This window comes from Streptomyces sp. NPDC057702, from assembly GCF_042799315.1.
GTDB lineage: Bacteria > Actinomycetota > Actinomycetes > Streptomycetales > Streptomycetaceae > Streptomyces.
The window spans coordinates 76,933-100,726 of sequence record NZ_JBHVJC010000004.1; the positions used below are offsets into that span (position 1 = coordinate 76,933).

Genomic DNA, 23,794 nt, shown 5'->3' on the forward strand with positions numbered 1-23,794 from the left:
GCCATCGCGTCCGCGGGGTCCGGCTTTCTGCTGTTGTGCTCCCTCGGGTACGCCCTGGGCCACCCCGACGCCACGTCCGACGCCCTGGCGCGCCTCCTCTGGTGCGCGGCGCCACTGGCCGCGACCGTGCAACTGGCCACCGCTGTCGGCCGTGTCGACACGGTCCTTCACCCCGCTGAGGGACTGGCGGGCGCTGGGTGCGGGCCGTTTCGACGCGCGGTGCTCACAGCCTCGTCCACGGCCCTGATCTGCTTCGCCGGAAGCTCGCTCGCACTGCTCGCCTTTCTCTATCTGCGGGGCGACCTCGGCGGCTCTCCCCTCAACGACCCCGTCATCGACGCGTTCGCCGTGGGCTATCACCTCCCCGTCGGGGCCGTGCTGACCCTCCTGTCGGTGCCACCTCTTGCCGCCGCCACAGCCGGCGCACTCAGCTCGCGGGCGCACGACGCACCGGACGTACGCCGGACACGGGCGCCACGGAGCGCACGGCCAGCGCTCTCGCGCATGCAATCGGCTACTCCCGCGCTTGCCGCGATGGAGACTCCGTCCGCTTCTCACCTACCTCCCCCACCGCTCACCCAGGCGAATGTGTCGCCCGAACCCCCTGTCCGCGTGGCGCCGGTACTCAACGCCGTCGACACCAACGCCCCGTTGGCCGTCGCCGTACCCTCACCTGAGCCGGTGAGCGCGGAGGCCGAGCCCGTCACTGTGACGCCCGCCATGCCGCCCCCTGACACCACCGAGGCTTCCGGGCTGCCCTGGGGGATCGCGCTGATCTCAGTGGGGTTGGCACTTGAGGCCTACGTCAGCCGCGACGTCACCGACACGCGGGACCTGCTCCCCGTGCCGGGCCACCTCAGCGGCGGCGCTCTCGCCGTGCTGGCCACGTGGGTACTGGCCACCGTGGGGCTGGTGTTGATCGGGCCCGGGGTCATCCGCCTCTGCGGCAGGCTGCTCGCCCTGGGGCGGCCGGGTGCCGTGCGGCTGCTGGCGGGGCGCGGGTTGCAGGAGGAGTCAGGCCGACTCGGTCGCCCGCTGGGCGCGCTGTGCGCGGTCGCGAGCAGCGCCTACGTCGCGGTCCGTCTGTACGAGGCGGTGCCGGACCTGACGGAGGACCGTCCGTTCGGCCCCCTGACGGGCCTCGGCGCAGCGCTGGTGATGGGGTGCGCCACCGCCACAGCGCTGATGGCCGTGCTGGAGAGCAGAAACGCACGCGCCGCCTCGACCGGCGCCCTGCTCTGTCTCGGCGCCCCGCGGCCCGCTCTCCGCAACGCTGCGGCCCTCCGCGTGGCAGCCGTCTTCACCGCTCTGGGCGCCCTCAGTTGGCTGGTGGCCGAACTCGCCACGATGCCACTCGCCACGTAACACGGGGCGCCCTTGGCCGCTCCGCGACCGCCTGCGTCGGCTTCGTCTGCCAGCGGAACGGCGCCATCGGATGCGGGTGCCTCCCCGTAGGTCCGAGCTCTCCCCGTGCTCCAGGAGGGCGCGCCATCCCGGAGCACAGCAGGACCCTCGTGCGCGGCGTCCGCGAGGCGCCGGCCCGGCCGCGAGCCACCCGCCCCGACGCTGAGCACACAGCCGGCGCGGCCCGCCCTGCCGCCAAGCGGGACCTGCTCCGTGCCCCCAGGCAGAGTCACCGCCCCGTGCCCCGTGCCCCGTGCCCCGTGCTCCGTGCTCCGTGCTCCGTGCTCCGTGCTCCGTGCTCCGTGCTCCGTGCTCCGTGCTCCGTGCTCCGTGCTCCCGAGCAGGATCGCGGATCTCTACGCCACGACATCACCACTCCGCGCCTCGTCCCCACGGGAGGGGAGTAGCACCGCGTAACGACGCAACGGGCGATGAGTCGACATCGCTGCCGGGCTCGATCGGCGCTCTACTCCGTCCGACCGAGCGACACCACGTCCTCAACCGCGAACGCGACGCGTACCCGCTCTCCTTCCGCCGGCGCCTCTCGCAGGGAGCACGCCGCCTCCAGCATCGGCCCGCTTTCGGGCCGCAACAGCAGGGAGACACCGAGGCCGCCACGGAACGTTCGCGCCCGCACGACGCACGGAAGCCCGTCGTCAGCGCCCGTCAGCCGCACGCCCGTGGGGCGGATCAGCAGTTGGCACGGGCCGGCGGCGGTTCCGGTCGGCACCGGCACCATCCCCCAGGGGGTGTCGGCGGATGCACCTCGCACGGTCGCGTCCACGACGTTGTCAAAGCCGAGGAAGCGCGCCACGAACTCGGAGGCGGGCTGCTGCCAGACCTCCAGCGGGGTGCCGACCTGGGCAATCCGGCCGTCCTGCATGACGACGACACGGTCGGCCAGGGCGAATGCCTCGCCCTGATCGTGGGTGACGGCCAGCACCGTCGTACCCAACTGGCGGAACATCTGTCGGAGTTCGACGACGAGCCGTTCCCGCAGTCCACGGTCGAGCTGACCCAGCGGCTCGTCCAGCATCAGCAGTTTCGGACGCGGTGCGAGGGCGCGCGCCAGCGCCACCCGCTGCTGTTCGCCTCCCGACAGCGCCGCGATGGCTCGCCGCTGCGCCCCCGGGAGGCCCACGAGATCCAGGAGTTCGGCCACCGCGCGGTCGGCCTCCCCCCGCCCGGCCTTCCGCAGGCGCAGGCCGAACGCGACGTTGCCCGCCACGTCCCGCTGCGGAAAGAGCTGATGGTCCTGGAACATGAGGCCGACGCCTCTGCGGTGCGCGGGCACGCCGGCCTGGTCGCGCCCCGCGAGCCGGATCTGCCCGCTGTCCGCGGCCTGAAGACCAGCCACCACGCGCAGCATGGTGGACTTTCCGCTACCGCTGGGGCCGAGCACACAGACGGTCTCACGCTCGGCGACGCCGAGGCTCACCGCGTCCAGCGCGACGCGCTCACGGAAGCGCACGGTGACCTCGTCCAGCCGCAGCAGATCCGCGCCCCGTCCGCCCCGTTCCCCGCGAGTGTCCGGCGTGCCTCGGGCCCCGTCACCGTCACCCCGCGTCCCGCGCTCCGTGCCCCGTGCTCCGTTGGTGGCGGTAGCTCCGTCGCTCCGTGCCTCGCCCTCAGTCTCGTCCCGTTCGGCCGGCGCTGGCCGTTCCGTCGCGCCGTGGAGACCGCCGTCGTCTCCCGCCGAATCGTGGCGCTGTGGCCCACCGTCGTCCCGGGCTCGCCTCTTGTGCGGCAATGTCATCTAGAACTCTCCCGAACGGTTGGTACGGAGCCGCTCAAGCGCCAACAGCGCGGCTGCGCAGATCACCATCAAGATGGTGCTCAGCGCCATGGCCTGCCCGTAGTTGAGCTCCCCTGCGCGACCCAGGAAGCGGGCGATGGCCACCGGAAGAGTGGGGTTGTCGGGGCGGGCGATGAAGACGGTCGCCCCGAACTCCCCCAGTGACACGGCGAACGCGAAGCCGGCGGCGATCAGCAGGGCCCTGCGGACCAGGGGCAGGTCCACCTCTCGCCACGCACGCAGCGGCGAAGCGCCCAGGACGGTGGCGGCCTCGCGCAGCCGGTCGTCCACCGCACGGAGCACCGGCAGCATCGTTCGTACGACGAAGGGGACACCGACCAGGGCCTGCGCCAGGGGCACCAGGAACCACGAGGCCCGGAGGTCCAGCGGCGGCTTGTCCAGCGTGATCAGGAATCCGAACCCGACGGTGACGGCCGAGGTGCCGAGCGGCAACATGAGCAGCGCGTCGAAGCCCCGCACCAGCCGTCCCGCTCGCGTCGGTCCGCTGCCCCGTGGTCCGCGCACGGTGAGCGCGGCGGCGGCGAGGCCGCCGACGACGAGCGCGATGACGGTGGCGACCGCCGCGTACCGGAGCGAGTTCCACAGGGCGTCCAACGGCGCCACGATGAAGGTCCCGCCGCTTTCCTCAGCCGACGCCAGCACTTCGTAGAAGGCGAACCCGTAACCGTCGGGGCCGGCGAGGGAGCGCTCCACCAGTACGGCCAGCGGCAGAAGGATCAACAGCGCGATGACGGCGAGCACGCCCCCCAGGAGCGTCCACTGTCCGGCGCCGCGCGGCCGATGGGCCGTGTACGAGGCGTCCACCAACCGCAGCGTGCTCTCCCGTCGCCGCACCGTCCACGCGTGGACCACGAGCAGCGCGGCGACCGCGGCGAACTGGGTCAGTGTCAGGACCGCGGCGGTCGGCAGGTCCAGGAGCTGCGCGGTCTGCCGGTAGATCTCCACCTCCAGCGTCGCGTATCGCGGCCCGCCCAGGATCTGGACCGCACCGAAGGAGGTGAACGTGAAGAGGAAGACCATGAGCGTCGCACCGGCGATGGCGGGCCCGAGAGCGGGCAGTGTCACCTGGCGCCAGGCGGCGAACCGGCCGGCCCCCAGGACGCGGGCGGCCTCCTCCTGCCGCGGGTCGAGTTGCGCCCACAACCCACCGACGGTGCGGACCACCACGGCGTAGTTGAAGAAGACGTGGGCCAGCAGGATCGCCCAGACGGTGGTGTCCAGCCGCACGCCCCACAGTTCGTCGAGGAGGCCGCCTCGCCCGAGGAGAGCGAGGAAGGCCGATCCCGCGACCACCGTGGGCAGCACGAAGGGCACCGTCACCACGGCCCGCAGCAGCTGCTTGCCCGGGAAGTCCAGACGCGCGAAGACGTATGCCCCCGGCAGTGCGAGGGCGAGGGTCAGCGCTGTGGAGGCGGCGGCCTGCCACACGGTGAACCACAGCACGTTGAGCACGTCGGGGTCGCCGAGAACCTCACTGACCCGTCCGAGTTGCCAGGCGCCGCCGGCGTGCAGCCCACGAGCGGTGATGGCTGCCACCGGATACCCGAAGAAGAGCCCGAAGAACCCGAGCGGTACAGCCATGAGGCCAAGGCGCAGGGCCGTGGTCCGCCACGCCCCCGTCGCTCGCGGGCCCCGCCCCGTGCCCCGTGCCCCGTACCGCGCCGGTCCGTGCGGGGCTCCGTGCTCCGTGCCCCGTACCGCTGAGCCCTCGGCTCCGTGCCCCGTGCTCCATGCGTGGGCCCCGTGGGGCGCCTCGGAGCACGGCGCGTCGGGCGACGGTGCGTCGTTCACCTCACGACGAGCGAAGTCCACGTCTTGATCCACTGCTCGCGGTTCTTGGCGATCTCCTCCGGGGCGACGGTGGCCGGCTTGGCGATCCGCTCCCCGTACTTCGTGAAGACCTCCGGCAGCTTCGCGTCCGGCCGGACCGGGTTGACGTACATCGTGACCGGCACGTCCTCCTGGAAGGTCTTGCTGAGCATGAAGTCCAGGAGTGCCTTACCGCCCTTGGTGTTCTTCGCTCCGTCGAGCAGCCCGGCGAACTCGATCTGCCGGAAGCACGTGCCGGTGGCCACGCCCGTCGGGCCCTCCTTGGGCTGCGGCTTGACGCCGACCACCTCGGCGGGCGGGCTGGAGGCGTAGGAGACGACCAGCGGCTTGTCTCCCTTGCCCGAGCCACCACCGGAACCGGAGAAGCGGTCGTTGTACGCCTGCTCCCAGCCGTCGACGACCTCGACCCCGTTGTCCTTCAGCTTCTTCCAGTAGTCCTGCCAGCCGTCGTCCCCGTAGGTGCCGACTGTCCCGAGCAGGAAGGCGAGCCCGGGCGAGGACGTGGCAGCGTTCTCCGTGACCAGGAGGTTCTTGTACTGCGGCTTGATCAGGTCGTCGAAGCTGCGCGGCGGCGCCAGCTTCTTGTCCGCGAAGTACTTCCGGTCGTAGTTGACGCAGATGTCACCGGTGTCCACGGGGGTGACCCGGTGCTTCGCGGCGTCCAACTGCAGGCCCGCGGGCACCTGGTCGAGGTCCTTGGCCCGGTACGGGGCGAAGACGCCCTCGTCCAGCGCGCGCGAGAGCAGCGTGTTGTCGACGCCGAAGAAGACATCGCCCTGCGGATTGCCCTTCGACAGGATGGCCTGGTTCACCGCCGCCCCGGCGTCCGCCCCACGCGCCACCTTGACCTTGTAGCCGGTCTCCTGCGTGAACCGCTGGAGCACCGCCTTGGACACCGTGAAGGAGTCGTGCGCGACGACCGTTACCGTCTTGGAGTCCGAGCCGCTGCCGGACTCTCCACACGCCGCCAGCGTGGTGACGCCCAACGTGCCGAGCAGAGCGGTGCCCACGGCACGCCGAAGGTAGCTGTTCATCAGTGCGTCTGACTCCCTACGCCGGTATGACCCGGATCAGGTCCGAGGGTCTGCGGCACCCGCGGTGCCGCACTCTCAGCGCGTAGCGCGCTCCCCTGTCGGAAATGTGCGTTTGTTCGACTCACGATAGCGCGACGTGCTGCCGGTGCCCCATCCGCACCGTCCCCGCGCGCCAGATGGTGCACACGGCGCCCAGGACGGAGCCGTGCCGGACACCGCGCACCACGCGACACGGGGCGCGTACGGTGCCGACATCGGCGCGTGCGTGGGGCGACGCCGTCGCCCCACGCCCCGTCACCGCTCGGAGGCGGCCAGCTGGCCGCAGGCCCCGTCGATCTCCTGCCCACGGGTGTCCCGGACGGTCACGGGCACGCCGTGCGCCTCGAGCGCCGCGACGAACGCGCGCTCGTCCTCGGGCCGCGAAGCGGTCCACTTCGACCCGGGGGTGGGGTTGAGCGGGATGAGGTTGACGTGCACCCGACGCCCGCGCAGCAACCTGCCCAGCAGGTCGGCCCGCCACGCCTGGTCGTTGATGTCCCTGATCAGGGCGTACTCGATGGACACCCGGCGCCCGGACTTCTCCGCGTACTCCCACGCGGCGTCCAGCACCTCCCGGACCTTCCAGCGGGTGTTGACCGGCACCAGGGTGTCGCGCAGCTCGTCATCCGGCGCGTGCAGTGATACCGCCAGGCGGCACTTGAAGCCCTCGTCGGCGAACCGCAGCATCGCCGGCACCAGCCCGACCGTGGACACGGTGATCCCACGCTGGGAGAGGCCCAGACCGTCGGGCTCCGGGTCGGTGAGCCGGCGGATGGCGCCGACGACCCGCTTGTAGTTGGCGAGCGGCTCGCCCATGCCCATGAAGACGATGTTCGAGAGCCGGGCGGGCCCACCCGGTACCTCGCCGTCGCGCAGGGCGCGCATGCCGTCGACGATCTGGTGCACGATCTCGGCCGTGGAGAGGTTACGGTCGAGCCCCGCCTGCCCCGTGGCGCAGAAGGGGCAGTTCATGCCGCAGCCGGCCTGCGAGGAGATGCACATCGTGACCCGGTCCGGGTAGCGCATCAGCACCGACTCGACCAGCGTCCCGTCGTGCAGCCGCCACAGTGTCTTACGGGTGGCGTCACCGTCACAGCTGATGTGCCTGACGACGTTCATCAGGTCCGGCAGCAGTTCGGCGGCCAGCTTCTCGCGGGCCGCCGCGGGGATGTCCGTCCAGTTCGCCGGGGCGTCCGCGTACCGGGCGAAATAGTGCCGGGAGACCTGCCCAGCACGGAAGGGCTTCTCGCCGATCGCGGCCACGGCCTCACGGCGCTCGGCGGGGGTGAGGTCAGCGAGATGCCGCGGCGGCTTCTTGGCTCCGCGCGGCGCGACGAAAGTGAGTTCTCCGGGCTTAGGCATGGTTCATCTAGTGTCGCAGACATACGGGGTAGGGCTCACCGGCTACGAACGGGGCCCTCGACACACACAAAGCCGCAGGTGGCGATAGCTGTCCGCGGCATTCACGCGGCTGCCGGTCACGTACGGTCAGCACCCGGCGGGCGGGCTCGGCACACCGCCCACGAACGGCTTCGCGGCCCGGTCCCCTGCCACATGCGGCGCGGCCGACAGAGGGCGTCGCACCTCTCCCGTCACACCCCCGGACACTCCACACGCTCCGCACATCGCGAGCCCAGCCTCGCCGCCCCGGCCAGCCGACACTCGCACGGGGCGCACGGCCCCCTCCCCCGCCGCACAGTCAGCCCAACGCCGCGGCTTCGTACGCTCCGTACGCGGCGCACCCTCATCCCGACATTCGCCGCCCCGTGCCCCGTGCCCCGTGCCCCGTGCCCCGTGCCCCGTGCCCCGTGCCCCCAGGCAGGGTCGCTCGCCCGTACCTCGCCGCGACACCTCAAGCGGCCCGCGCACTCCGCCCCACCCCCGCCGCCTCTCGCGGCGACCGGGACGCCCCGCCCGTATCGCCGCTCTCATGCTTCGAGCCGCCTCGCCCACGTGGAGTTTCGTGGACGGGGCGGCTCGTACGCGGCTGCGGGTGTTCTCACTCCCGGCGGGGGCTCTCAGCCCGCGCCGACGAACACCACCAGCAGGAGCCAGGCGACCGGTGCCGTCGGGAGCAGCGAGTCGAGGCGGTCCATGATGCCGCCGTGCCCCGGCAGCAGCGTTCCCATGTCCTTGATCCCGAGATCCCGTTTGATCATGGACTCGCCCAGGTCGCCCAGCGTGGCGCTGACGGCGACCGCGAGACCCAGGATCAGGCCCTGCCACCAGGCGCCGTCCTCGACCAGGAACCGCATGCACAGCGCCCCCGCCACCATGGCGAAGGCCATGGCGCCCAGCAGCCCCTCGCGTGTCTTTCCGGGGCTGATGCGTGGAGCGAGCTTGTGCTTGCCGAACTTCCAGCCCACGGCGTACGCCCCGGTGTCGCTGACCACGGTGAGGATCAGGAACGTGAGGACCCGCTGTGGCCCGTCGTCGTCCGCCGCGAGCATGAGCGCGACGAACGTCGCGAGGAAGGGCACGTAGAACGCCGCGAAGACGCCTGCCGTCACGTCCCGGAGGTAGTTGTCCGGGGGCTCCGTCATCCGCCAGACGAGCACCGCGAGCGCCGTGAGCGCCATGGCGATCCAGGCGCCCTGCGCACCGCGCAGATAGCCGGCCACGACCATCGCCGCGCCGCCCACCGCCAGCGGCACGAGTGGCGCCCGGATCTCCTTGCGCTCGGCGAGCCGCGAGGTCAGCTCCCACAGACCCACGACGACGGCGACCGTTATGACGCCGACGAAGAGGACCTTCTGCACGAAGAGCGAGACGACGATGATCGCGCCGAGGCCGAGCCCGACCCCTATCGCGGCACGCAGGTCACGCCCGGCGCGCTTCTTCTGCGGCGCGGCTGGCACGGCGGGATGCTCCCTGGGGGTCGTGTCCGCCTCGCCGCGTGCGGGCTCGTGAGTGGGCTCCGAGCCGGACCGGGGGGACGGGGCTGGCGGTTCCTGCTCGTCGCGGAACAGGGGGCCACTCAGCCGAGCGGCCCCCTGGTCGTCCTGGTCTCCGCCTCTGTCGGGCACGATGGGCATGGGGCGAGTTTGCGCCGCATGGCCCGCCTCGCGCAGGGGACCCGCCGGTGTCGGGGGCATTGCCCCACGAAGCGCGGGAGCGGGCCCCTGGTCGGTCGGGCCCCTAAATCCGGTACGGGGCGGGGCCCCCCAGGATGAGTCGTTCATCAGACCTCGAGCAGCTCGGCTTCCTTGTGCTTGAGCAGCTCGTCCACCTGCGCGACGTACTTCGCGGTGGTGTCGTCGAGCTCCTTCTCGGCGCGACGGCCCTCGTCCTCGCCCGTCTCGCCGTCCTTGACGAGCTTGTCGATGGTCTCCTTGGCCTTGCGGCGGACGCTGCGAATGGAGATCTTCGCGTCCTCGCCCTTGGTCTTGGCGACCTTGATGTACTCCTTGCGGCGGTCCTCCGTGAGCTGGGGGAAGACCACCCGGATGATGCTGCCGTCGTTGCTGGGGTTGACGCCCAGGTCCGAGTCACGGATGGCCTGCTCGATGTTGCGCAGCGCACTCTTGTCGAACGGCGTGACAACCGCCATCCGCGGCTCCGGTACCGAGAACGACGCCAGCTGGTTGATCGGCGTCAGCGCCCCGTAGTAGTCCGCCACGATCTTGTTGAACATCGCCGGGTGCGCACGCCCGGTGCGGATCGCGGCGAAGTCCTCCTTGGCGACCACAACGGCCTTCTCCATCTTCTCCTCGGCCTCGAGGAGGATCTCTTCGATCACCACTTGCTCCTGGTGTTATCAGTAAGCAGAGCCTCGCCCCTGCGTGCGTCTTCTCCTGCACGGTGTCCGACCGGCAGGCCGTTGTCCATCCCCGCGCCGGGCACTTCCGGCGGTCGGGAGTTGCCGCCCGTATGGCGTTACGGGAGGCCGTGCGAAGGCGGTACGGACCGTCAGTGCCGGTCGCCCTGGTCGCTGACGAGCGTGCCGATCTTCTCACCCTTCACCGCGCGCGCGATGTTGCCCTCTGCCAGCAGTTCGAAGACGAGGATGGGCAGCCTGTTGTCGCGGCACAGCGTGATCGCCGTGGCGTCGGCGACCTTGAGGTCCTGGGTGATCACTTCGGCGTATCCCAGCGCGTCGAACTTGACGGCGTCCGGGTTCCGCTTGGGGTCGGAGTCGTAGACGCCGTCCACGCCGTTCTTGCCCATCAACAGCGCCTCGGCATCGATCTCCAGGGCGCGCTGGGCCGCGGTGGTGTCCGTGGAGAAGTACGGCATGCCCATGCCGGCGCCGAAGATCACGACGCGCCCCTTCTCCAAGTGGCGCACCGCGCGGAGCGGGATGTACGGCTCCGCGACCTGCCCCATGGTGATGGCGGTCTGCACCCGCGAGTCGATGCCCTCCTTCTCCAGGAAGTCCTGGAGGGCGAGGCAGTTCATGACGGTGCCGAGCATGCCCATGTAGTCGGAGCGGGCACGGTCCATGCCACGCTGCTGCAGCTCGGCGCCACGGAAGAAGTTGCCGCCGCCGATCACGATCGCGATCTCGGCCCCGTCCCGGACGACGGCGGCCACCTCGCGGGCGATCTTGTGCACGACGTCCGGGTCGACGCCGAGTCCGCCACCACCGGCGAACGCCTCGCCGGACAGCTTCAGCAGGAACCGACGGCGCGGGGCCCCGTCAGTCTTCGGGTCGGCTTGGTCGGCGTCCAGATTCATGGGAGATCTCCTCGTGCACATACGAAGGAGGCCACTGCCGGGATGGTCCTTGATCGACCTCTACGGCAATGGCCTCCTCGTCACATCTGCGGCCAACCGGTGGACGGCTGGCTGCGTACGACCCTATCGGGTCGCTGGTCATTCGCTGCCCTGGCTCAGCCTGAGCCGGGCTGAATCCCGGGGAACGGGCTCAGACGCCGACGCGGAAGCGGGCGAAGCGCTTGAGCGAGACGCCGGCCTCGTCCAGGACCTTCTTGACGGACTTCTTGTTGTCCTTGGCGAACGGCTGGTCGAGCAGCACGTTCTCCTTGAAGAAGCCGGTGACGCGACCCTCGACGATCTTCGGCAGGGCGGCCTCGGGCTTGCCCTCCTCGCGAGCGGTGGCCTCGGCGACGCGACGCTCGTTCTCAACGGTCTCGGCCGAGATCTCCTCGCGGGTGAGGAACTTCGGCGAGAAGGCGGCGATGTGCTGCGCGACGTCCTTGGCGACCTCGGCGTTCTCCGCGTCCAGCTCGACGAGCACGCCCACCTGGGGCGGCAGGTCCGGGCTGGTGCGGTGCATGTATGCCGCGACGAAGCCGCCGGAGAACTGGGCGAACCGGTCGAGGACGATCTTCTCGCCGAGCGTGGCGTTGGCCTCGTCGACGTACGCCTGCACGGTCTTGCCGGCCTCGATCTCGGAGGCGAGCAGCGCGGCGATGTCGGCCGGGGCCGTCTTGGCGGCGTGCGCGGCGATGGTGTCGGCCACGGCGGTGAACTTGTCACCCTTGGCGACGAAGTCCGTCTCGCACTTCAGCTCAAGGAGGACACCGGAGGTCTTGTCGTCGGCGATCAGGGAGACGACGGCGCCGTTGGTGGCGCTGCGGCTCTCGCGCTTGGCCACACCCTTCTGGCCCTTGACGCGCAGGATCTCGACGGCCTTGTCGACGCTGCCCTCGGCCTCGTCCAACGCCTTCTTGCAGTCCATCATGCCGGCGCCGGTGAGCTCACGGAGCTTCTTGACGTCAGCGGCGGTGAAGTTCGCCATGGTCTGTGAATCTCTTCTCGAAAGTCTCGAAAGATGTGTGATCTTACGGGTGGACGGCGGGGCGTCGCATCGCGCGACGCCCCGCCGTCACCAACCGTGACGCTGCGGCGGAGCGGAGCGAGGCCGATCCACCATGGTGTTCGTCAGGCCTGCTCGGCGTCCGCGGCCGGGGCCTCGGCGGCAGCGGCCTCGGGGGCGGCGGCCTCGGCTGCCTCCGGGGCGGCGACCTCGGCGGCAGCGGCCTCGGCCGGCTTCCCAGCCTCCTCGGCCTTCTTGGCGGTGTCGCCTTCCAGCAGGTCGCGCTCCCACTCGGCGAGCGGCTCACCGGCGGCCTTGTCGGCCTTCACGTCACCAGTGGCGACACCGGAGCGGGCGATGAGGCCCTCGGCGACGGCGTCGGCGATCACGCGGGTGAGCAGGGTGACGGAGCGGATCGCGTCGTCGTTGCCCGGGATCTTGTAGTCGACCTCGTCGGGGTCGCAGTTGGTGTCGAGGATCGCGACGACCGGGATACGGAGCTTGCGCGCCTCGCCGACGGCGATGTGCTCCTTCTTGGTGTCGACGATCCAGACGGCGCTCGGCACCTTCTGCATCTCGCGGATACCGCCGAGGGTCTTCTCCAGCTTGGCCTTCTCGCGGGAGAGAACCAGGAGCTCCTTCTTGGTGAGGCCAGAGCCGGCCACATCCTCGAAGTCGATGAGCTCAAGCTCCTTCAGGCGCTGCAGGCGCTTGTACACGGTCGAGAAGTTGGTGAGCATGCCGCCCAGCCAGCGCTGGTTGACGTAGGGCATGCCCACGCGGGTCGCCTGCTCGGCGATGGCCTCCTGCGCCTGCTTCTTCGTACCGACGAACATGATGGAGCCGCCGTGCGCGACGGTCTCCTTGACGAACTCGTAGGCGCGGTCGATGTACGACAGCGACTGGAGCAGGTCGATGATGTAGATGCCGTTGCGCTCGGTGAAGATGAAGCGCTTCATCTTCGGGTTCCAACGGCGGGTCTGGTGACCGAAGTGGACGCCGCTTTCCAGCAGCTCCCGCATCGTGACGACGGCCATGGCCGTACTCCTTGAATACTCGGTTCCCGCGGCGGCCGGGTGGCCGCCGCGCCTGACGCCCCGACGCGCCTGCCGCGGAAGGACGAGCCTTCCGAGGACCGAGGGACGCGGCCACCGGGCTGCCCGAGAGGGACTGGTGCGCCGGCGGCGGGGCGTGCGAAGTCGACCCGGTGACCCGGATCGCCACGTGAAGTGTACGGGACCGGTGCGGTGGCGGGTGACGGCGTTATCCACAACCCGTGAGTAATCCACAGAAGGCGGCCATGGTCACCACAGATCGGTTTTTTGCGGCACGGTCGTCGCATGTCTTACGCACCCAAACCACGTCAAGCCCTGAAGGCGGCCCACCACGGATGGCGGCGCCTGTGCCGCATCTGGGCGAGCGCCCGGCCGCGCCGCGCCGCCGCCTCACCGCGAGCATCCCGGAGGCGCGCTCGACGGGCCTCGCTGGGCCGCTGGCTCACGGCGGGGGCGGCCGTGTTCGGCGTCGCCGCCGCGGCGTGCGCGGCGACGCTGCTCACGGACGCCCGCTCCGCTGACAGAACCGGCGGCTGGGCCACGGCACCGGAGGCCGCTGCGGGGCCCGGCCGAGCCCGCACCGCTACCACGCCTCGTCCCGTCAACCCCGCCGGCCCGCGTCCCCCTTCCACCGCCCCTCCCGCCGCGCCGCGTACGGCACCGCGGGGCTCGGATGCTCCGAAGAACGCCCTCCAACCTCACGACGGGAGCGCCCCCGCTCCGTCCACGGGCGGCGCGGTGGTGACGGATCCTTCCTCGCCCCCGGCGCCGTCGGCGACCCGCAAGCGCTCCGCCACTCCCGCACCCGCCGGCGTCGACCGCGCCTGGCCCGTGGGCGGCGCCCTCGGGGCGCCGCGACCCGTCGTACTCCGAGGCTGGGAGCCACCACCCGAGCCCTGGGCCGCCGGGCACCGGGGGGTGGACCTGGCGGCGCACGCCGGGCAACCCGTCCGGGCGGCCACCACGGGTCGGGTGACGTTCGCGGGTCGGGTGGCGGGACGTGGCGTGCTCGCCATCACGGTGTCCGGCAGCGGCGACCCAGCGCTGCGCACGACATACGAGCCCGTGCGGGCTCTGGTGGCGAAGGGGGACGAGGTGGTCGCGGGCCAGGTGGTGGCCACCATGGAGGACGGGCCGTTTCACTGCCGGCCCGGCTGTCTGCACTGGGGATTGCGGCGCGGGGAGCGCTATCTGGACCCGCTCACCCTGATGCCACCGCCCATGCTGCGCGGCGGTCCGTCACGGCTGCTGCCCGTCTTCGGTGCCCCGAAGGCGCCGATCGCCGCTCCGAAGCGGCCGCGGACCTCTCCGCCGACGGGGTTCGCCGATCATCACACCCGCGCGGGCCGGCGCCCTCACGTGCCGCGACCCGCCGCCCCGACGCACGCCCGCCGCGCCCACGCCCCGCGCGGCGGAAGCGCAGCCGGCCGCTCTGGGCGCCACGAGCCACGGACCTCGCCGGCCTGGCCACGAGGCCACCCCCATGCGGCGGGCCAGGTGCCCGCGGGGCTGGTCCATATCGCCGCCGTGACGGTGGTGGCGGCGTGGGCCCGGTTACGGCTCAGGCACCGAGGCGCGGCTCAGCCGCACACCCCGCGCAGGGCCGTGGCCACGGCGGCGTCCGTGATGCGTCCGGGGTCCTCCGCGGCCCCCAGCTCGATACGTCGGACCGCGGCGTCAACCACACCCTGGAGCAGCATCGCGGTCAGTCGGGGCTCCTCGTGCCCCAGAGCGCCGAGCGCCTCCACCACCATGGCGATCAGTCCGCCGTGAGCGGCGCGGATCTTCTCCCGCGCTCCCGCGTCCAGTTCACCGGCGGAGATCGCCACCACGGCCCGGTGGCGTCGGTCGCCGACCAGCGCCAGCTGTTGTCGGACATAGGCTTCGATCTTGGCCTCGGCGGTGTCGGCCCGCTCCATGGCCGCCTCGACCTCGGCGGCCCACACCGGGAAGTCCACGGTGCACAGCTCCTCGACCACCGCGGCCCGCGACCGGAAGTACTCGTAGACGGACGACCTGGCAAGCCCCGTCCGCTCCGCGAGGGCGGGGAACGTCAGCGCGTCCGTACCGCCTTCGGACAGCAAGGTACGAGCGGCGTCCAACAGGGCGCCGCGCTGCATCGTCCGGTGCTCGGCCACCGAGGCCGCTCGAATCCTGGGCACTCCTCCACTTTACGTACGCGTGCCACGCACGACGACGGAGGAGGGACGATTCAGCGGCCGACGTCGGCCAGTTTCGCACGCAACTGGAGCACGGACTTGGTGTGAATCTGGCTGACCCGGCCCTCCGTCACACCCAACACCTGCCCAATTTCGGCCAGCGTGAGCCCCTCGTAGTAGTAGAGGGTCACCACGGTCTTCTCACGCTCCGGCAGGGTGTTGATGGCGCGGGCGAGCAGCCGCCGCAGCTCCCGGTCCTCGGCGACTTCCACAGGATCGTCCGCGGCCTGGTCCTCCAGCGTGTCGCCGAGCGTCAGCCGGTCACTGCCCTCCCCCCCGACGTGCAGCAACTCCTCCAGGGCCACCACGTTGGCCAGCGACAACTGACTGAAGACGCCGTGCAGTTCCTCCAGACCGATCCCCATCTCGGCGGCGACCTCCACCTCCGAGGGTGTACGCCGCAACGCGGCCTCCAAGGTGGCGTACGCCCGCTCGACGGCGCGGGCCTTCTGACGAACGGAGCGGGGAATCCAGTCCAGGGCACGCAGTTCGTCGATCATGGCGCCACGGATGCGGGTGATCGCATAGGTCTCGAACTTGATGGCCCGGTCAAGGTCGAACTTCTCGATGGCGTCGATGAGGCCGAAGACTCCGGACGACACGAAGTCCGCCTGTTCGACGTTGGCCGGCAGGCCCACACTGACGCGACCCGCCACGTACTTCACCAGGGGCGAGTAGTGCAGGATCAGCTGCTCCCGCAGCCTGTCGTCGCCCGTCGCCTTGTACGAACGCCACAGCTCTTCGAGCGAGGAGGGCGCGGATGGCCGGACAGCGCCGCGGGCAGCGGGCGGCACTGTCGCGCGTTCAGACCCGGAGGTGTGCTGGGGCATGCGTCGCCTTGAGCCGTTCTGCCGTGACGTGGGTCAGGACGTGTGCCCGCGTCGGAATCCTTGTGAGCGTAGCGTGACTGATACGTCGCGGTGTGCGAGCAGCAGGGGCGGCATGATGCGCAGATTCGTTCCGTTCTCCGCACCCCGGGATGACGGTCGCCACCGCGAACGGCGACCGCGATGCCGGCTCCACAACGGCGTATACGGTCATCTCCCACACTCTTTCACCCAATTGCCACAAATCAAGAACCGCCTCGCCGCGAGCTTCCCCTCTGATGCGCCTGACGGGTCAACTCCCAGTGCTCACCGGTCCGTTCGACGAATCCGAGAGCAAGTAATTCGTGGAGCCTGGTCAACGTTTCGTCGCGACTCATCCCCGCGTCCCGGGCCAGCGCCCGGATGTCGCTGGTGCCCCGCACCGGCATCGCCTCCAGCACCCGAGTGGCCTCGGGGGGCAGCAGGTCGCGGCGTACGACGGGCCCGCGCCTGGCTGGCGCGAGGTCGCCGATGCTGCCGACGAGCTCGACCACCTCGTCGACGTCGCTCACCAGCAGGCCCTCCCCGCGCAGCAGCTCGTGCACGCCGGCCGAAAGTGCGCTGGTCACCGGGCCGGGCACACCCATCGCGCACCGCCCAAGACGCTGCGCCCACCGGGCGGTGACCAGGGACCCGCTGCGGTACTCGGCCTCGACCACGACCGTTCCGCGCGTCAGGGCGGCGATGACCCGATTACGCAGCACGAACCGGCTCCGTGTGGGATGGCTGCCCGGCGGCAGCTCCGCCACGACGAGGCCCTGCTCGGCCACCCTGCCGATCAGCTCCGCGTGCCCGCGCGGGTAGGGGATGTTCACCCCCGAGGCGAGCACGGCGATGGTCGCTCCGTCGACGCTGAGAGCGCCCCGGTGAGCGGCCCCGTCGACTCCGTAGGCCGCCCCCGAGGTCACGACCCAGCCACGCTCGGCGAGCCCCGCGCCCAGCGTGGTCGCCATGTGCGTCCCGTAGTCGGTGCAGGCCCGCGCCCCGACCACGGCCACGGAGCGCAGCGCCCACGTCCGCAGTGACGCCATCCCGTGCACCCACAGCCCCACGGGCCGCGCGTCGCCGAGGTCATCGAGCTGACTTGGCCACTCCGCGTCCCCCGGGCACACGAATCTCCCACCCAGCGACCTCACCGTCGCCAGGTCGCCGGCCGGATCGAGCTGTGCCGCGCGCAGCGCGCAGCCGGCCAGGCGTCGAGCGCTGGCCCCCGGCGGCGGCTCTCCCTCGCCGCACAGCGCGCGCCGTAACGCCACGGGGCCGAGCTCGCGCAGCCACCGGCCGACCTTCTCGTCGCCCGGCTCCGTCAGCCGGGTCAGCGCCGCGCGGGCCAGTCGTGCGGCGTCGTCCGTCATCTGCCGCTCGTCCTGGGTCGGGACGTGCCCGGCGCCGCGCTCGGGGCCATCGTCGCCCGTCGCGGCCGGGTCCACGGGGCTCACGCGTTCTCCAGCGGCTGCGGCACTCCCCGACTGACGCCGGTGCGCAACTGGAGTGCCTGCCCGACGTCGTCCCCCGTCGGCCGATCGTGGCCAGCGAGGTCGGCCACCGTCCACGCCACGCGCAGAACCCGGTCGAGCCCGCGCGCCGTGAGAGCCCCACGCTCCATGTCCCGCTCCGCCTCACGCAGCGCGCCCGGGGCCAGGGCCCAGCGCGTACGCAGTTCGTAGCCGGGCACCGCTCCGTTGACCGTCCAGGGTGTGCCGGCATAGCGGGCGGCGGCCCGCTCCCTGGCCTCGCGCACCCGCGAAGCCACGGCCTCGGTGCTCTCCGACCGGCCGAGCTCGCCGGCGAGCTCCGCTCTGCTGACCGCGCCGACCTGGACGCGCAGGTCCACGCGGTCCAGGAGCGGGCCCGAGAGCCTGGCCTGGTAGCGACGGATGACCGCGGGGGAGCACGCGCAGCCGTCGCCGGGCTGGCCGTGGCGCCCACAGGGGCACGGATTGGCGGCCAACAACAGCAGGAACCGTGCCGGCATGCGCATCACCCCGGCCGACCTGGCCACGACCACGTGCCCTGACTCCAGCGGCTGGCGCAACGCGTCCAGGGCACGCCCGCTGAACTCGGGCGCCTCGTCCAGGAAGAGCACGCCCTGGTGAGCCAACGATACGGCGCCCGGTCGGGGGATTCCGGTGCCACCGCCCACCAGCGAGGCCATGGTCGCGGAGTGGTGCGGGGCACAGTACGGCGGCGCCTCCAGGAGCGGCTTGCCCGGCGGGAGGACGCCGGCCACCGAGTGCACCGCGGTCACCTCGAGGGCCTCTGTGGGTGTCAGGGGTGGTAGCAGTCCTGGCAGCCGCTCGGCCAGCATGGTCTTGCCGGCACCGGGCGGCCCCTTGAGGTAGAGATGGTGGCCGCCCGCCGCCGCCACCTCAAGCGCCTTGCGCGCCCCCCGCTGGCCGGCCACGTCGGCCATGTCGAGGCGCCGGTTGGGCCCCGGGCGCCCGACGGTGCCCGTGCCCGCGCCGGCCCCCGGCAGCACGAGGCCCGCGAGCATCGGATCGGGGCGGCCCTGCTCCGGTTCCTCCGGCTCTTCCGGCACCGGGGCGTCGGTCAGCACGGCCACCAGTTGGCGCAGGCTGCGCGCGCCCAGTACCGAGACGCCTGGCACGAGCGCGGCCTCGGCCGCGGTCTGCTCCGGGACGACGACCTGTCGGTATCCGGCGTCGGCGGCGGCGAGCACGGCGGGCAGTACCCCGCGCACCGGTCGCACCCGGCCGTCCAGTCCCAGCTCGCCGATCATCATGAGGTCCGCGATCTCGCGTGGGTCGATGAACTCGGCCGCGGCGAGGACGGCGCAGGCCACCGCGAGATCGAAGCCGCTGCCGGCCTTGGGGACGGATGCCGGGCTCAGGCCCACCGTGAGCTTCTTCTGCGGCCACTCTGCTCCCGAGTTCACGACAGCCGCCCGGACCCGGTCCCGGCTCTCGGACAGGCTCTTGTCCGGCAGCCCCACCAGCGTGAACGCCGCCACGCCCGGCTCCAGATCCGCCTGCACCTCGACGACAACCCCCTCGACACCGACGAGCGCCACCGAGCACGTACGCGCGAAGCCCATCAGGCCACCCCCCGCACGTGCTCGACGGTCGGCGCGCCACGCCGCGGCAGGCGCACCCCCACCACGTCGATGCGCACCCCGCCGGGCGGCGGCCCGCCGTACCGCTCGAGCCAGCGGGCGGCCAGCCGGCGCAGGCGCTCGGCCTTCACGTGGTCGACGGCGGCCATCGGATGCTCGTACGCGCTGGACCTTCGGGTCTTCACCTCACAGATGACCAGCGCGTCACCGTCGCGGGCGACGATGTCGATCTCCCCCTCGCGGCATCGCCAGTTACGGGCCAGGACGAGCATCCCGGCCGCGATGAGCGTCCGCGCCGCCAGGCTCTCGCCATAGGCACCGAGGGCGCGGCGGGCCGAGGACGGTCGCGACCGCGCGTCGGCGGGCGGGCGCAGCGCCTCGGTCGGGAGGGGAGACGTCCCGGGACTCGGACGTGGTCGGGTGGCTGTGATGGGGCGGGTGCGGGTTGTTCGCGGCATGAGTAGTACCTCCGGCCCTGACAGTGCCGGAGGTACCGCAAGCGTGTGGATCTTGGTGGATAACCCGTGTGCTGGGGATAACTCGCTCACCCGGGCGAGTGAAGAAACCTTCGCTCATCCGGTCAGCAGCCGCGACGATCAGTTGTTGAAGCCGGATTCGCCCGAGGTGAGGTCGAGGTCGCTCTTGTTGAGCTCTTCGATGTTCACGTCCTTGAACGTGAGAACACGCACCTGCTTGACGAAGCGGGCCGGCCGGTACATGTCCCAGACCCAGGCGTCCGCCATCGAGACCTCGAAGAACACCTCGCCCTGGACCGAGTGCACCTGCATCTCGTAGTCGTTGGTCAGGTAGAAGCGTCGCTCGGTCTCGATCACGTATTTGAACAGCCCGACGACATCGCGGTACTCCCGGTAGAGCTTCAGCTCCATCTCGGTCTCGTACTTTTCGAGGTCCTCGGCGCTCATGGCATGTTCCCCTTCAGCCGTGCGTCCCCCCATTGTGCGTCAGACGCGCTCCGTCTCCAGGACCACCGGCGCACGAGGGGGCCCCTCGTCGAGCAACGTACGCAGCAGTTCGGCGAGTCTGGTCGGGTACACCGTCTCACGACTGGCGAACAGTTCTTCGGCGGTCCACCATCGAAGCCCCGCCACACTGCGCCGTTCCAGGTCGGTCTGGCCCTCCGTACGGGTCTGCGTCTGGGTCGTCCTGGCGAGGTAGTACCACTCGTCCTGGTCCCATCGGCGCCCGTCGAACGGGAAGGAACACACGCGCTGCCAGAGCACCGGCCCCAGCCGCACGTCGGTGATCCCGGTCTCCTCGGCCAGCTCCCGCAGGGCCGCCTGCTCGCGACTCTCCCCGCCCTCCAGGCCGCCACCGGGGGTGAACCACCAGGTCGACGAGGGGTCGTCGGGCTCGTAGCCATGCATGAGCAGGACCCGGTCGTCAGGGTCCAGCAGGATCACCCGGGCTACCTCGCGCAGCTCGGTCCCCGCCCCGTCCTGACGTATGTCGTCAGCCACCGTTTCTCGCCGTTCCCTTCTCGCCCCGCCCGGAGGGGGCTGGCGCGCCGGGCTGCCCCGTGAGCCTGCTCTGGGGGTCCGGCGCCGCCGGCATCGGCGCGGGGGCCTGGTGTCCGGCACCGCCCGTCGGGCCGCTTCCGTGGCCGGAGGGAGCTCGCGGGGCCGGCGGGGCAGCGGTGGGTGAGGCGGCGCTCCGTGCCCCGTGCTCCGTGCCCCGTGCGGCGGCGTCCCGCGGCTTGCCCCTGCCGCTCCGCCGCCGGGCGAGCGGGCCGTAGGCGGCCCCGCCGAGGATGAGCACGGCACCGATGACCACCATGCCGGTGATCAGGCTCAGCGGGCCGCGCGAGGAGACGCCACCCGGCAGCTCGTCGAAGCTCGACGGCTGCTCCAGCATCCCCAACGAGCCCAGCGGCCATACCGCCGCCTCCACCCGCGCGTCCACGGCGGCCCGCGCCACGGTGCCCTGGTCGCCGTCGGCCAGGTGGCCCCGGGAGTCGACCGAGGTGTCCCGGTTGTCACCGAGCAGGAAGAGCTGGTCCCGGGGCACCGTCGCGGAGAAGGTGGTGGGCGAGGCCGGGCCCTGGCGCGCCAGGTACGGCTCGTCGACCCCCTTGCCGTTGACCGTCAGTCGCCCCTGCTGGTCACAGCAGGCGATCTTGTCACCGCCGACCCCCACCACACGCTTGACCATCGGCATGTTGCCCCAGGCCTGGTCGCGGAAGACGACGACATCGCCCCGGTGGACGTCACTGCCCTCGACGCGCTGGGCGAGGACCCGGTCGTCCCGGGCGATCGTCGGCGCCATGGAGTCGGTGGGGACGGTGTAGGGCTGGTAGAGCACCGCGCCCCAGCCGAAGCCGCCGAGGAAGAGCAGGCAGCCGAGGGCCACCGCCACTCCCGACAGCGCGCTGCCGCGCCGGCTCTGGCCGTCGCTCGTACGTCGCGGTCCGCCCATTCCACTCCCCTGTCACCCGACGGCACTACCGCGCCTGCCTGTCGCGCCCCGTGCCCACCCGCGGCGCCGCCCCGTGTAAGACCCGTAGGGCCCCGTACACGGAGCCGGGCGCGTGGGCCGGCACCGTACCGCGCGGGTGTGCACCTTACCGGGCGGTACGGACGCCGTCAGTCTTTCTGCTCCGCCTTCTTGATCAGCCTGCGACGGCGCCACAGCACCAGGGGCAGGGCGCCGGCGAACCCGGCGACCGTGGGCGCCATCGAGGCCGCGCTCAGGCCCGACTGGTCGAAGGTGTCCGGAACGGGCAGCGTGCCCCAGCGATTGATAGGCCACGCCTTGACGATGGCCCGGCCCACGACCTCGTCGTTCGACACCGTGCCGTTGTCGAGATTCTGGTGGTAGCGGGAGTCGAGGGAGTCCTGGCGGTGGTCGCCCATGACCCAGATCCGGCCGTCGGGAACGTGGATCGGACCGAACTCCTTGTCACCGCACGGAGTGTCCCCGGGGAAGATGTACGGCTCGTCCAGCGCCTTGCCGTTCACCTTGACGGGGCCGTCGTTCTTGCACTCCACGGTGTCGCCACCGACCGCGATCACTCGCTTGATCAGGTCCTTCTCCTCCGCCGACGGCATCAGCCCGATGAAGCTGAGGACCTTCTGCACACCTTCCGCGACGGGCCCCGAGTCGGACTGCGGCGCCTCGTCCAGCCAGCCGCCCGGGTCGTGGAAGACGACGACCTCGCCACGCTCGGGCTCCGACCCGAACCACGGCGTGAGCTTGTCGACCAGCACCCGGTCACCGCGCTGGAGGGTGTTCTGCATCGAGTCCGAGGGGATGGAGAACGCCTGCACCAGGAAGGTCTTGATCAGCAGGGCGAGCAGCAGGGCGATGCCGACGAGGAGCGGCAGCTCCTTCCAGAAGGACCGGTGCTTCGCGCGGCGCGCCTTCGCCCGCCGTTCCTTGTCCGCGTCGTCCTCGGCGGCCCGGGAGGCCCCGGCCGGGGCGCCGGCGGCTCCGTCGACGGAGCCGGACTCGGCTGTGGCGTCGCCCCGCTCGACGCCCTCGGCGTCCCGCGCGTGGGCGTCGTCGGTCTCACTCGCGCCGTCACGGTGCCGCGGCCGATCGCCCTGGTCCGGCGCGCCGAGGGCCTCGCCCCGGTCCGCGTCGTGCTGGGTCTCGGCCTCGGACGCCCCGTTCACCGATGCCTCATCGGGTTGTCCGGGCCGCCTTTCGGGCTCTTCGTGTCCGGATCGTGCGCCGACCGCCAAATCCCCCACATCCACTCCTCTTGCCGCGCTGCCGCCTGCCCCAGGTCCGGCGCAGGCCCACCAACCCCATAACGAGCGGGAGTTCCGCAAGGGTCGGGAGATGGGTCAATCCCCGCGCTTCCGGAGGAAGCGCGGAACCGGAGGACACACTATGCGGAGCGGCGCCCGCCTGGGACGGAGCGTCACCCGCGTCGCGTACGGAGGCGAAGGCCCCCGGCTCCTCCAACCGCCGCCAGTGGCCGATCGGCCAGGCGATGACCACGGCCTTTCCGACGACCAGATCCTCGGGAATCGTGCCGTGCCCCTCGTCGTCGAGGTGGTAGCGCGAGTCGGCCGAGTCGGAGCGGTGGTCACCCATCACGAAGATACGCCCCGGGGGCACCCGCACCGTGAACTTCAGCTTCGAGGGCGGGTTGTCCGGATGGACGTACGGTTCGTTCAGGGGTGTGCCGTTCACCATGATCCGGCCCTGCTTGTCGCAGCAGCGCACCGTGTCATCGCCGACGGCCACCACGCGCTTGATCAGGTCCTGCTCGTCCGCCGAGGGCAGTAGTCCGATGAACGTCAGGAACTGCTTGACCTGCTTGACTCCCACCGGGTCGTCGCCGGGCTTGTGCTCGTTCTCCAGCCAGCCACCGGGATCCTTGAAGACCACGACGTCCCCGCGCTTGGGCTTGGCGCCGAACCAGGGCGTGAGCTTGTCCACCAGCACCCGGTCGCCGACCCTGATGGTCTGCTCCATGGATCCGGAGGGGATCACGAAGGCCTGCACGAGAAAGGTCTTGAGCACCAGCGCGATCAGCAGCGCCACGGCGATCAGGATCGGTATTTCCCTGATGGCCGAGCGGCGGCGCCTGCGCTGGACACGGCGGGCGGCCTTACGCCGCTCGGCCCGACCGCCCGGCTGACGTGAAGGTGACCGCGCCCCGTCGGCCCCGTCCGTGACGGCGTCACCCGGCGCGACACCCGGCGCCACGGGGTCCGCGTCGGACGTCGCGGAGGGGTGGGCGCGGCCCTCGGCCCCGGCGGTCGACC

Annotated in this window: 19 protein-coding genes, 2 pseudogenes and 1 riboswitch; of the genes and pseudogenes, 2 read left to right on the forward strand and 19 right to left on the reverse strand. The window is 71.5% G+C overall.

What is annotated here, in order from left to right; genetic code table 11:
• Nucleotides 1-612 precede the first annotated feature (612 nt).
• On the forward strand, nt 613-1,365 hold the full coding sequence (locus tag ACFVFR_RS03870) for a hypothetical protein (protein WP_383697823.1): 753 nt from the start codon (nt 613-615) through the stop codon (nt 1,363-1,365).
• 505 nt (nt 1,366-1,870) lie between these two features.
• On the opposite strand, the gene ACFVFR_RS03875 is transcribed toward ACFVFR_RS03870, so the two are convergent.
• The 9 genes from ACFVFR_RS03875 to rpsB form a co-directional block, all read right to left on the reverse strand.
• Nucleotides 1,871-2,875 carry an ABC transporter ATP-binding protein gene (locus ACFVFR_RS03875; protein ID WP_383697825.1) on the reverse strand — a complete coding sequence of 335 codons (1,005 nt, stop codon included), beginning with the start codon at nt 2,873-2,875 and terminating at the stop codon, nt 1,871-1,873.
• A 285-nt stretch (nt 2,876-3,160) separates the two neighbouring features.
• Nucleotides 3,161-4,801: an ABC transporter permease gene (locus ACFVFR_RS03880; RefSeq protein WP_383697826.1), complete on the reverse strand. Its 1,641-nt coding sequence runs from the start codon at nt 4,799-4,801 to the stop codon at nt 3,161-3,163.
• A gap of 206 nt (nt 4,802-5,007) precedes the next feature.
• Nucleotides 5,008-6,084 (reverse strand): thiamine ABC transporter substrate binding subunit, encoded by a 1,077-nt coding sequence (locus tag ACFVFR_RS03885; protein ID WP_383697828.1) that lies wholly within the window; start codon nt 6,082-6,084, stop codon nt 5,008-5,010.
• Nucleotides 6,081-6,191: riboswitch (TPP riboswitch) on the reverse strand. It overlaps the preceding gene by 4 nt.
• A gap of 187 nt (nt 6,192-6,378) precedes the next feature.
• The gene (gene rlmN / locus ACFVFR_RS03890; RefSeq protein ID WP_383697830.1) at nt 6,379-7,485 is read right to left on the reverse strand and encodes a 23S rRNA (adenine(2503)-C(2))-methyltransferase RlmN; all 1,107 of its coding nucleotides are present in this window, start codon (nt 7,483-7,485) and stop codon (nt 6,379-6,381) included.
• 656 nt (nt 7,486-8,141) lie between these two features.
• A complete protein-coding gene (locus ACFVFR_RS03895; protein WP_383697832.1) occupies nt 8,142-9,305 on the reverse strand; it encodes a phosphatidate cytidylyltransferase in 1,164 nt (387 codons plus the stop codon).
• On the reverse strand, nt 9,305-9,862 hold the full coding sequence (frr, locus tag ACFVFR_RS03900; RefSeq protein ID WP_383697833.1) for a ribosome recycling factor: 558 nt from the start codon (nt 9,860-9,862) through the stop codon (nt 9,305-9,307). Before frr ends, ACFVFR_RS03895 begins: the two co-directional genes overlap by 1 nt.
• Before the next feature lie 170 nt (nt 9,863-10,032).
• Nucleotides 10,033-10,800, reverse strand: a complete 768-nt coding sequence (pyrH, locus tag ACFVFR_RS03905; RefSeq protein WP_383697835.1) for a UMP kinase — start codon at nt 10,798-10,800, stop codon at nt 10,033-10,035.
• A gap of 190 nt (nt 10,801-10,990) precedes the next feature.
• Nucleotides 10,991-11,827 carry a translation elongation factor Ts gene (tsf, locus tag ACFVFR_RS03910; protein WP_383697837.1) on the reverse strand — a complete coding sequence of 279 codons (837 nt, stop codon included), beginning with the start codon at nt 11,825-11,827 and terminating at the stop codon, nt 10,991-10,993.
• Between the two features lie 143 nt (nt 11,828-11,970).
• Entirely contained in the window at nt 11,971-12,882 is a 912-nt protein-coding gene (rpsB, locus tag ACFVFR_RS03915) for a 30S ribosomal protein S2 (protein ID WP_383697839.1), read from the reverse strand.
• A gap of 303 nt (nt 12,883-13,185) precedes the next feature.
• Here rpsB and ACFVFR_RS03920 point away from each other — a divergent pair.
• Nucleotides 13,186-14,040: pseudogene (locus ACFVFR_RS03920) on the forward strand (peptidoglycan DD-metalloendopeptidase family protein); the annotation flags it as partial.
• 440 nt (nt 14,041-14,480) lie between these two features.
• Here ACFVFR_RS03920 and ACFVFR_RS03925 read toward each other — a convergent pair.
• The 10 genes and pseudogenes from ACFVFR_RS03925 to lepB (ACFVFR_RS03970) form a co-directional block, all read right to left on the reverse strand.
• Complete coding sequence (locus tag ACFVFR_RS03925) at nt 14,481-15,038, reverse strand: TetR/AcrR family transcriptional regulator (protein WP_383698052.1); 558 nt, start codon at nt 15,036-15,038, stop codon at nt 14,481-14,483.
• A 74-nt stretch (nt 15,039-15,112) separates the two neighbouring features.
• Entirely contained in the window at nt 15,113-15,949 is an 837-nt protein-coding gene (whiG, locus tag ACFVFR_RS03930; RefSeq protein WP_383697841.1) for an RNA polymerase sigma factor WhiG, read from the reverse strand.
• 242 nt (nt 15,950-16,191) lie between these two features.
• Entirely contained in the window at nt 16,192-17,424 is a 1,233-nt protein-coding gene (gene dprA / locus ACFVFR_RS03935) for a DNA-processing protein DprA (RefSeq protein ID WP_383697843.1), read from the reverse strand.
• Complete coding sequence (locus tag ACFVFR_RS03940; protein ID WP_383697845.1) at nt 17,421-19,040, reverse strand: YifB family Mg chelatase-like AAA ATPase; 1,620 nt, start codon at nt 19,038-19,040, stop codon at nt 17,421-17,423. Before ACFVFR_RS03940 ends, dprA begins: the two co-directional genes overlap by 4 nt.
• Entirely contained in the window at nt 19,040-19,432 is a 393-nt protein-coding gene (locus tag ACFVFR_RS03945; RefSeq protein WP_383698054.1) for a YraN family protein, read from the reverse strand. Before ACFVFR_RS03945 ends, ACFVFR_RS03940 begins: the two co-directional genes overlap by 1 nt.
• Nucleotides 19,433-19,654: 222 nt before the next feature.
• Nucleotides 19,655-19,981 (reverse strand): DUF2469 domain-containing protein, encoded by a 327-nt coding sequence (locus tag ACFVFR_RS03950; RefSeq protein ID WP_176164363.1) that lies wholly within the window; start codon nt 19,979-19,981, stop codon nt 19,655-19,657.
• A 39-nt stretch (nt 19,982-20,020) separates the two neighbouring features.
• Nucleotides 20,021-20,536 (reverse strand): NUDIX hydrolase, encoded by a 516-nt coding sequence (locus tag ACFVFR_RS03955; protein ID WP_383697847.1) that lies wholly within the window; start codon nt 20,534-20,536, stop codon nt 20,021-20,023.
• A 220-nt stretch (nt 20,537-20,756) separates the two neighbouring features.
• Nucleotides 20,757-21,491: pseudogene (lepB, locus tag ACFVFR_RS03960) on the reverse strand (signal peptidase I); the annotation flags it as partial.
• Between the two features lie 167 nt (nt 21,492-21,658).
• A complete protein-coding gene (lepB, locus tag ACFVFR_RS03965) occupies nt 21,659-22,768 on the reverse strand; it encodes a signal peptidase I (protein ID WP_383697849.1) in 1,110 nt (369 codons plus the stop codon).
• Entirely contained in the window at nt 22,698-23,735 is a 1,038-nt protein-coding gene (lepB, locus tag ACFVFR_RS03970) for a signal peptidase I (protein WP_383697851.1), read from the reverse strand. The genes lepB (ACFVFR_RS03965) and lepB (ACFVFR_RS03970) overlap by 71 nt, the downstream gene beginning before the upstream one ends.
• Between the last annotated feature and the right edge of the window lie 59 nt (nt 23,736-23,794).

Bases quoted from the DNA above. Each gene is read 5' to 3' on its own strand.
- ACFVFR_RS03880 (WP_383697826.1), bottom strand. From the start codon at position 4,801: ATGGCTGTACCGCTCGGGTTCTTCGGGCTCTTCTTCGGGTATCCGGTG.
- ACFVFR_RS03885 (WP_383697828.1), bottom strand. From the start codon at position 6,084: ATGAACAGCTACCTTCGGCGTGCCGTGGGCACCGCTCTGCTCGGCACG.
- rlmN (WP_383697830.1), bottom strand. From the start codon at position 7,485: ATGCCTAAGCCCGGAGAACTCACTTTCGTCGCGCCGCGCGGAGCCAAG.
- ACFVFR_RS03895 (WP_383697832.1), bottom strand. From the start codon at position 9,305: ATGAACGACTCATCCTGGGGGGCCCCGCCCCGTACCGGATTTAGGGGC.
- pyrH (WP_383697835.1), bottom strand. From the start codon at position 10,800: ATGAATCTGGACGCCGACCAAGCCGACCCGAAGACTGACGGGGCCCCG.
- tsf (WP_383697837.1), bottom strand. From the start codon at position 11,827: ATGGCGAACTTCACCGCCGCTGACGTCAAGAAGCTCCGTGAGCTCACC.
- rpsB (WP_383697839.1), bottom strand. From the start codon at position 12,882: ATGGCCGTCGTCACGATGCGGGAGCTGCTGGAAAGCGGCGTCCACTTC.
- whiG (WP_383697841.1), bottom strand. From the start codon at position 15,949: ATGCCCCAGCACACCTCCGGGTCTGAACGCGCGACAGTGCCGCCCGCT.
- ACFVFR_RS03940 (WP_383697845.1), bottom strand. From the start codon at position 19,040: ATGGGCTTCGCGCGTACGTGCTCGGTGGCGCTCGTCGGTGTCGAGGGG.
- ACFVFR_RS03950 (WP_176164363.1), bottom strand. From the start codon at position 19,981: ATGAGCGCCGAGGACCTCGAAAAGTACGAGACCGAGATGGAGCTGAAG.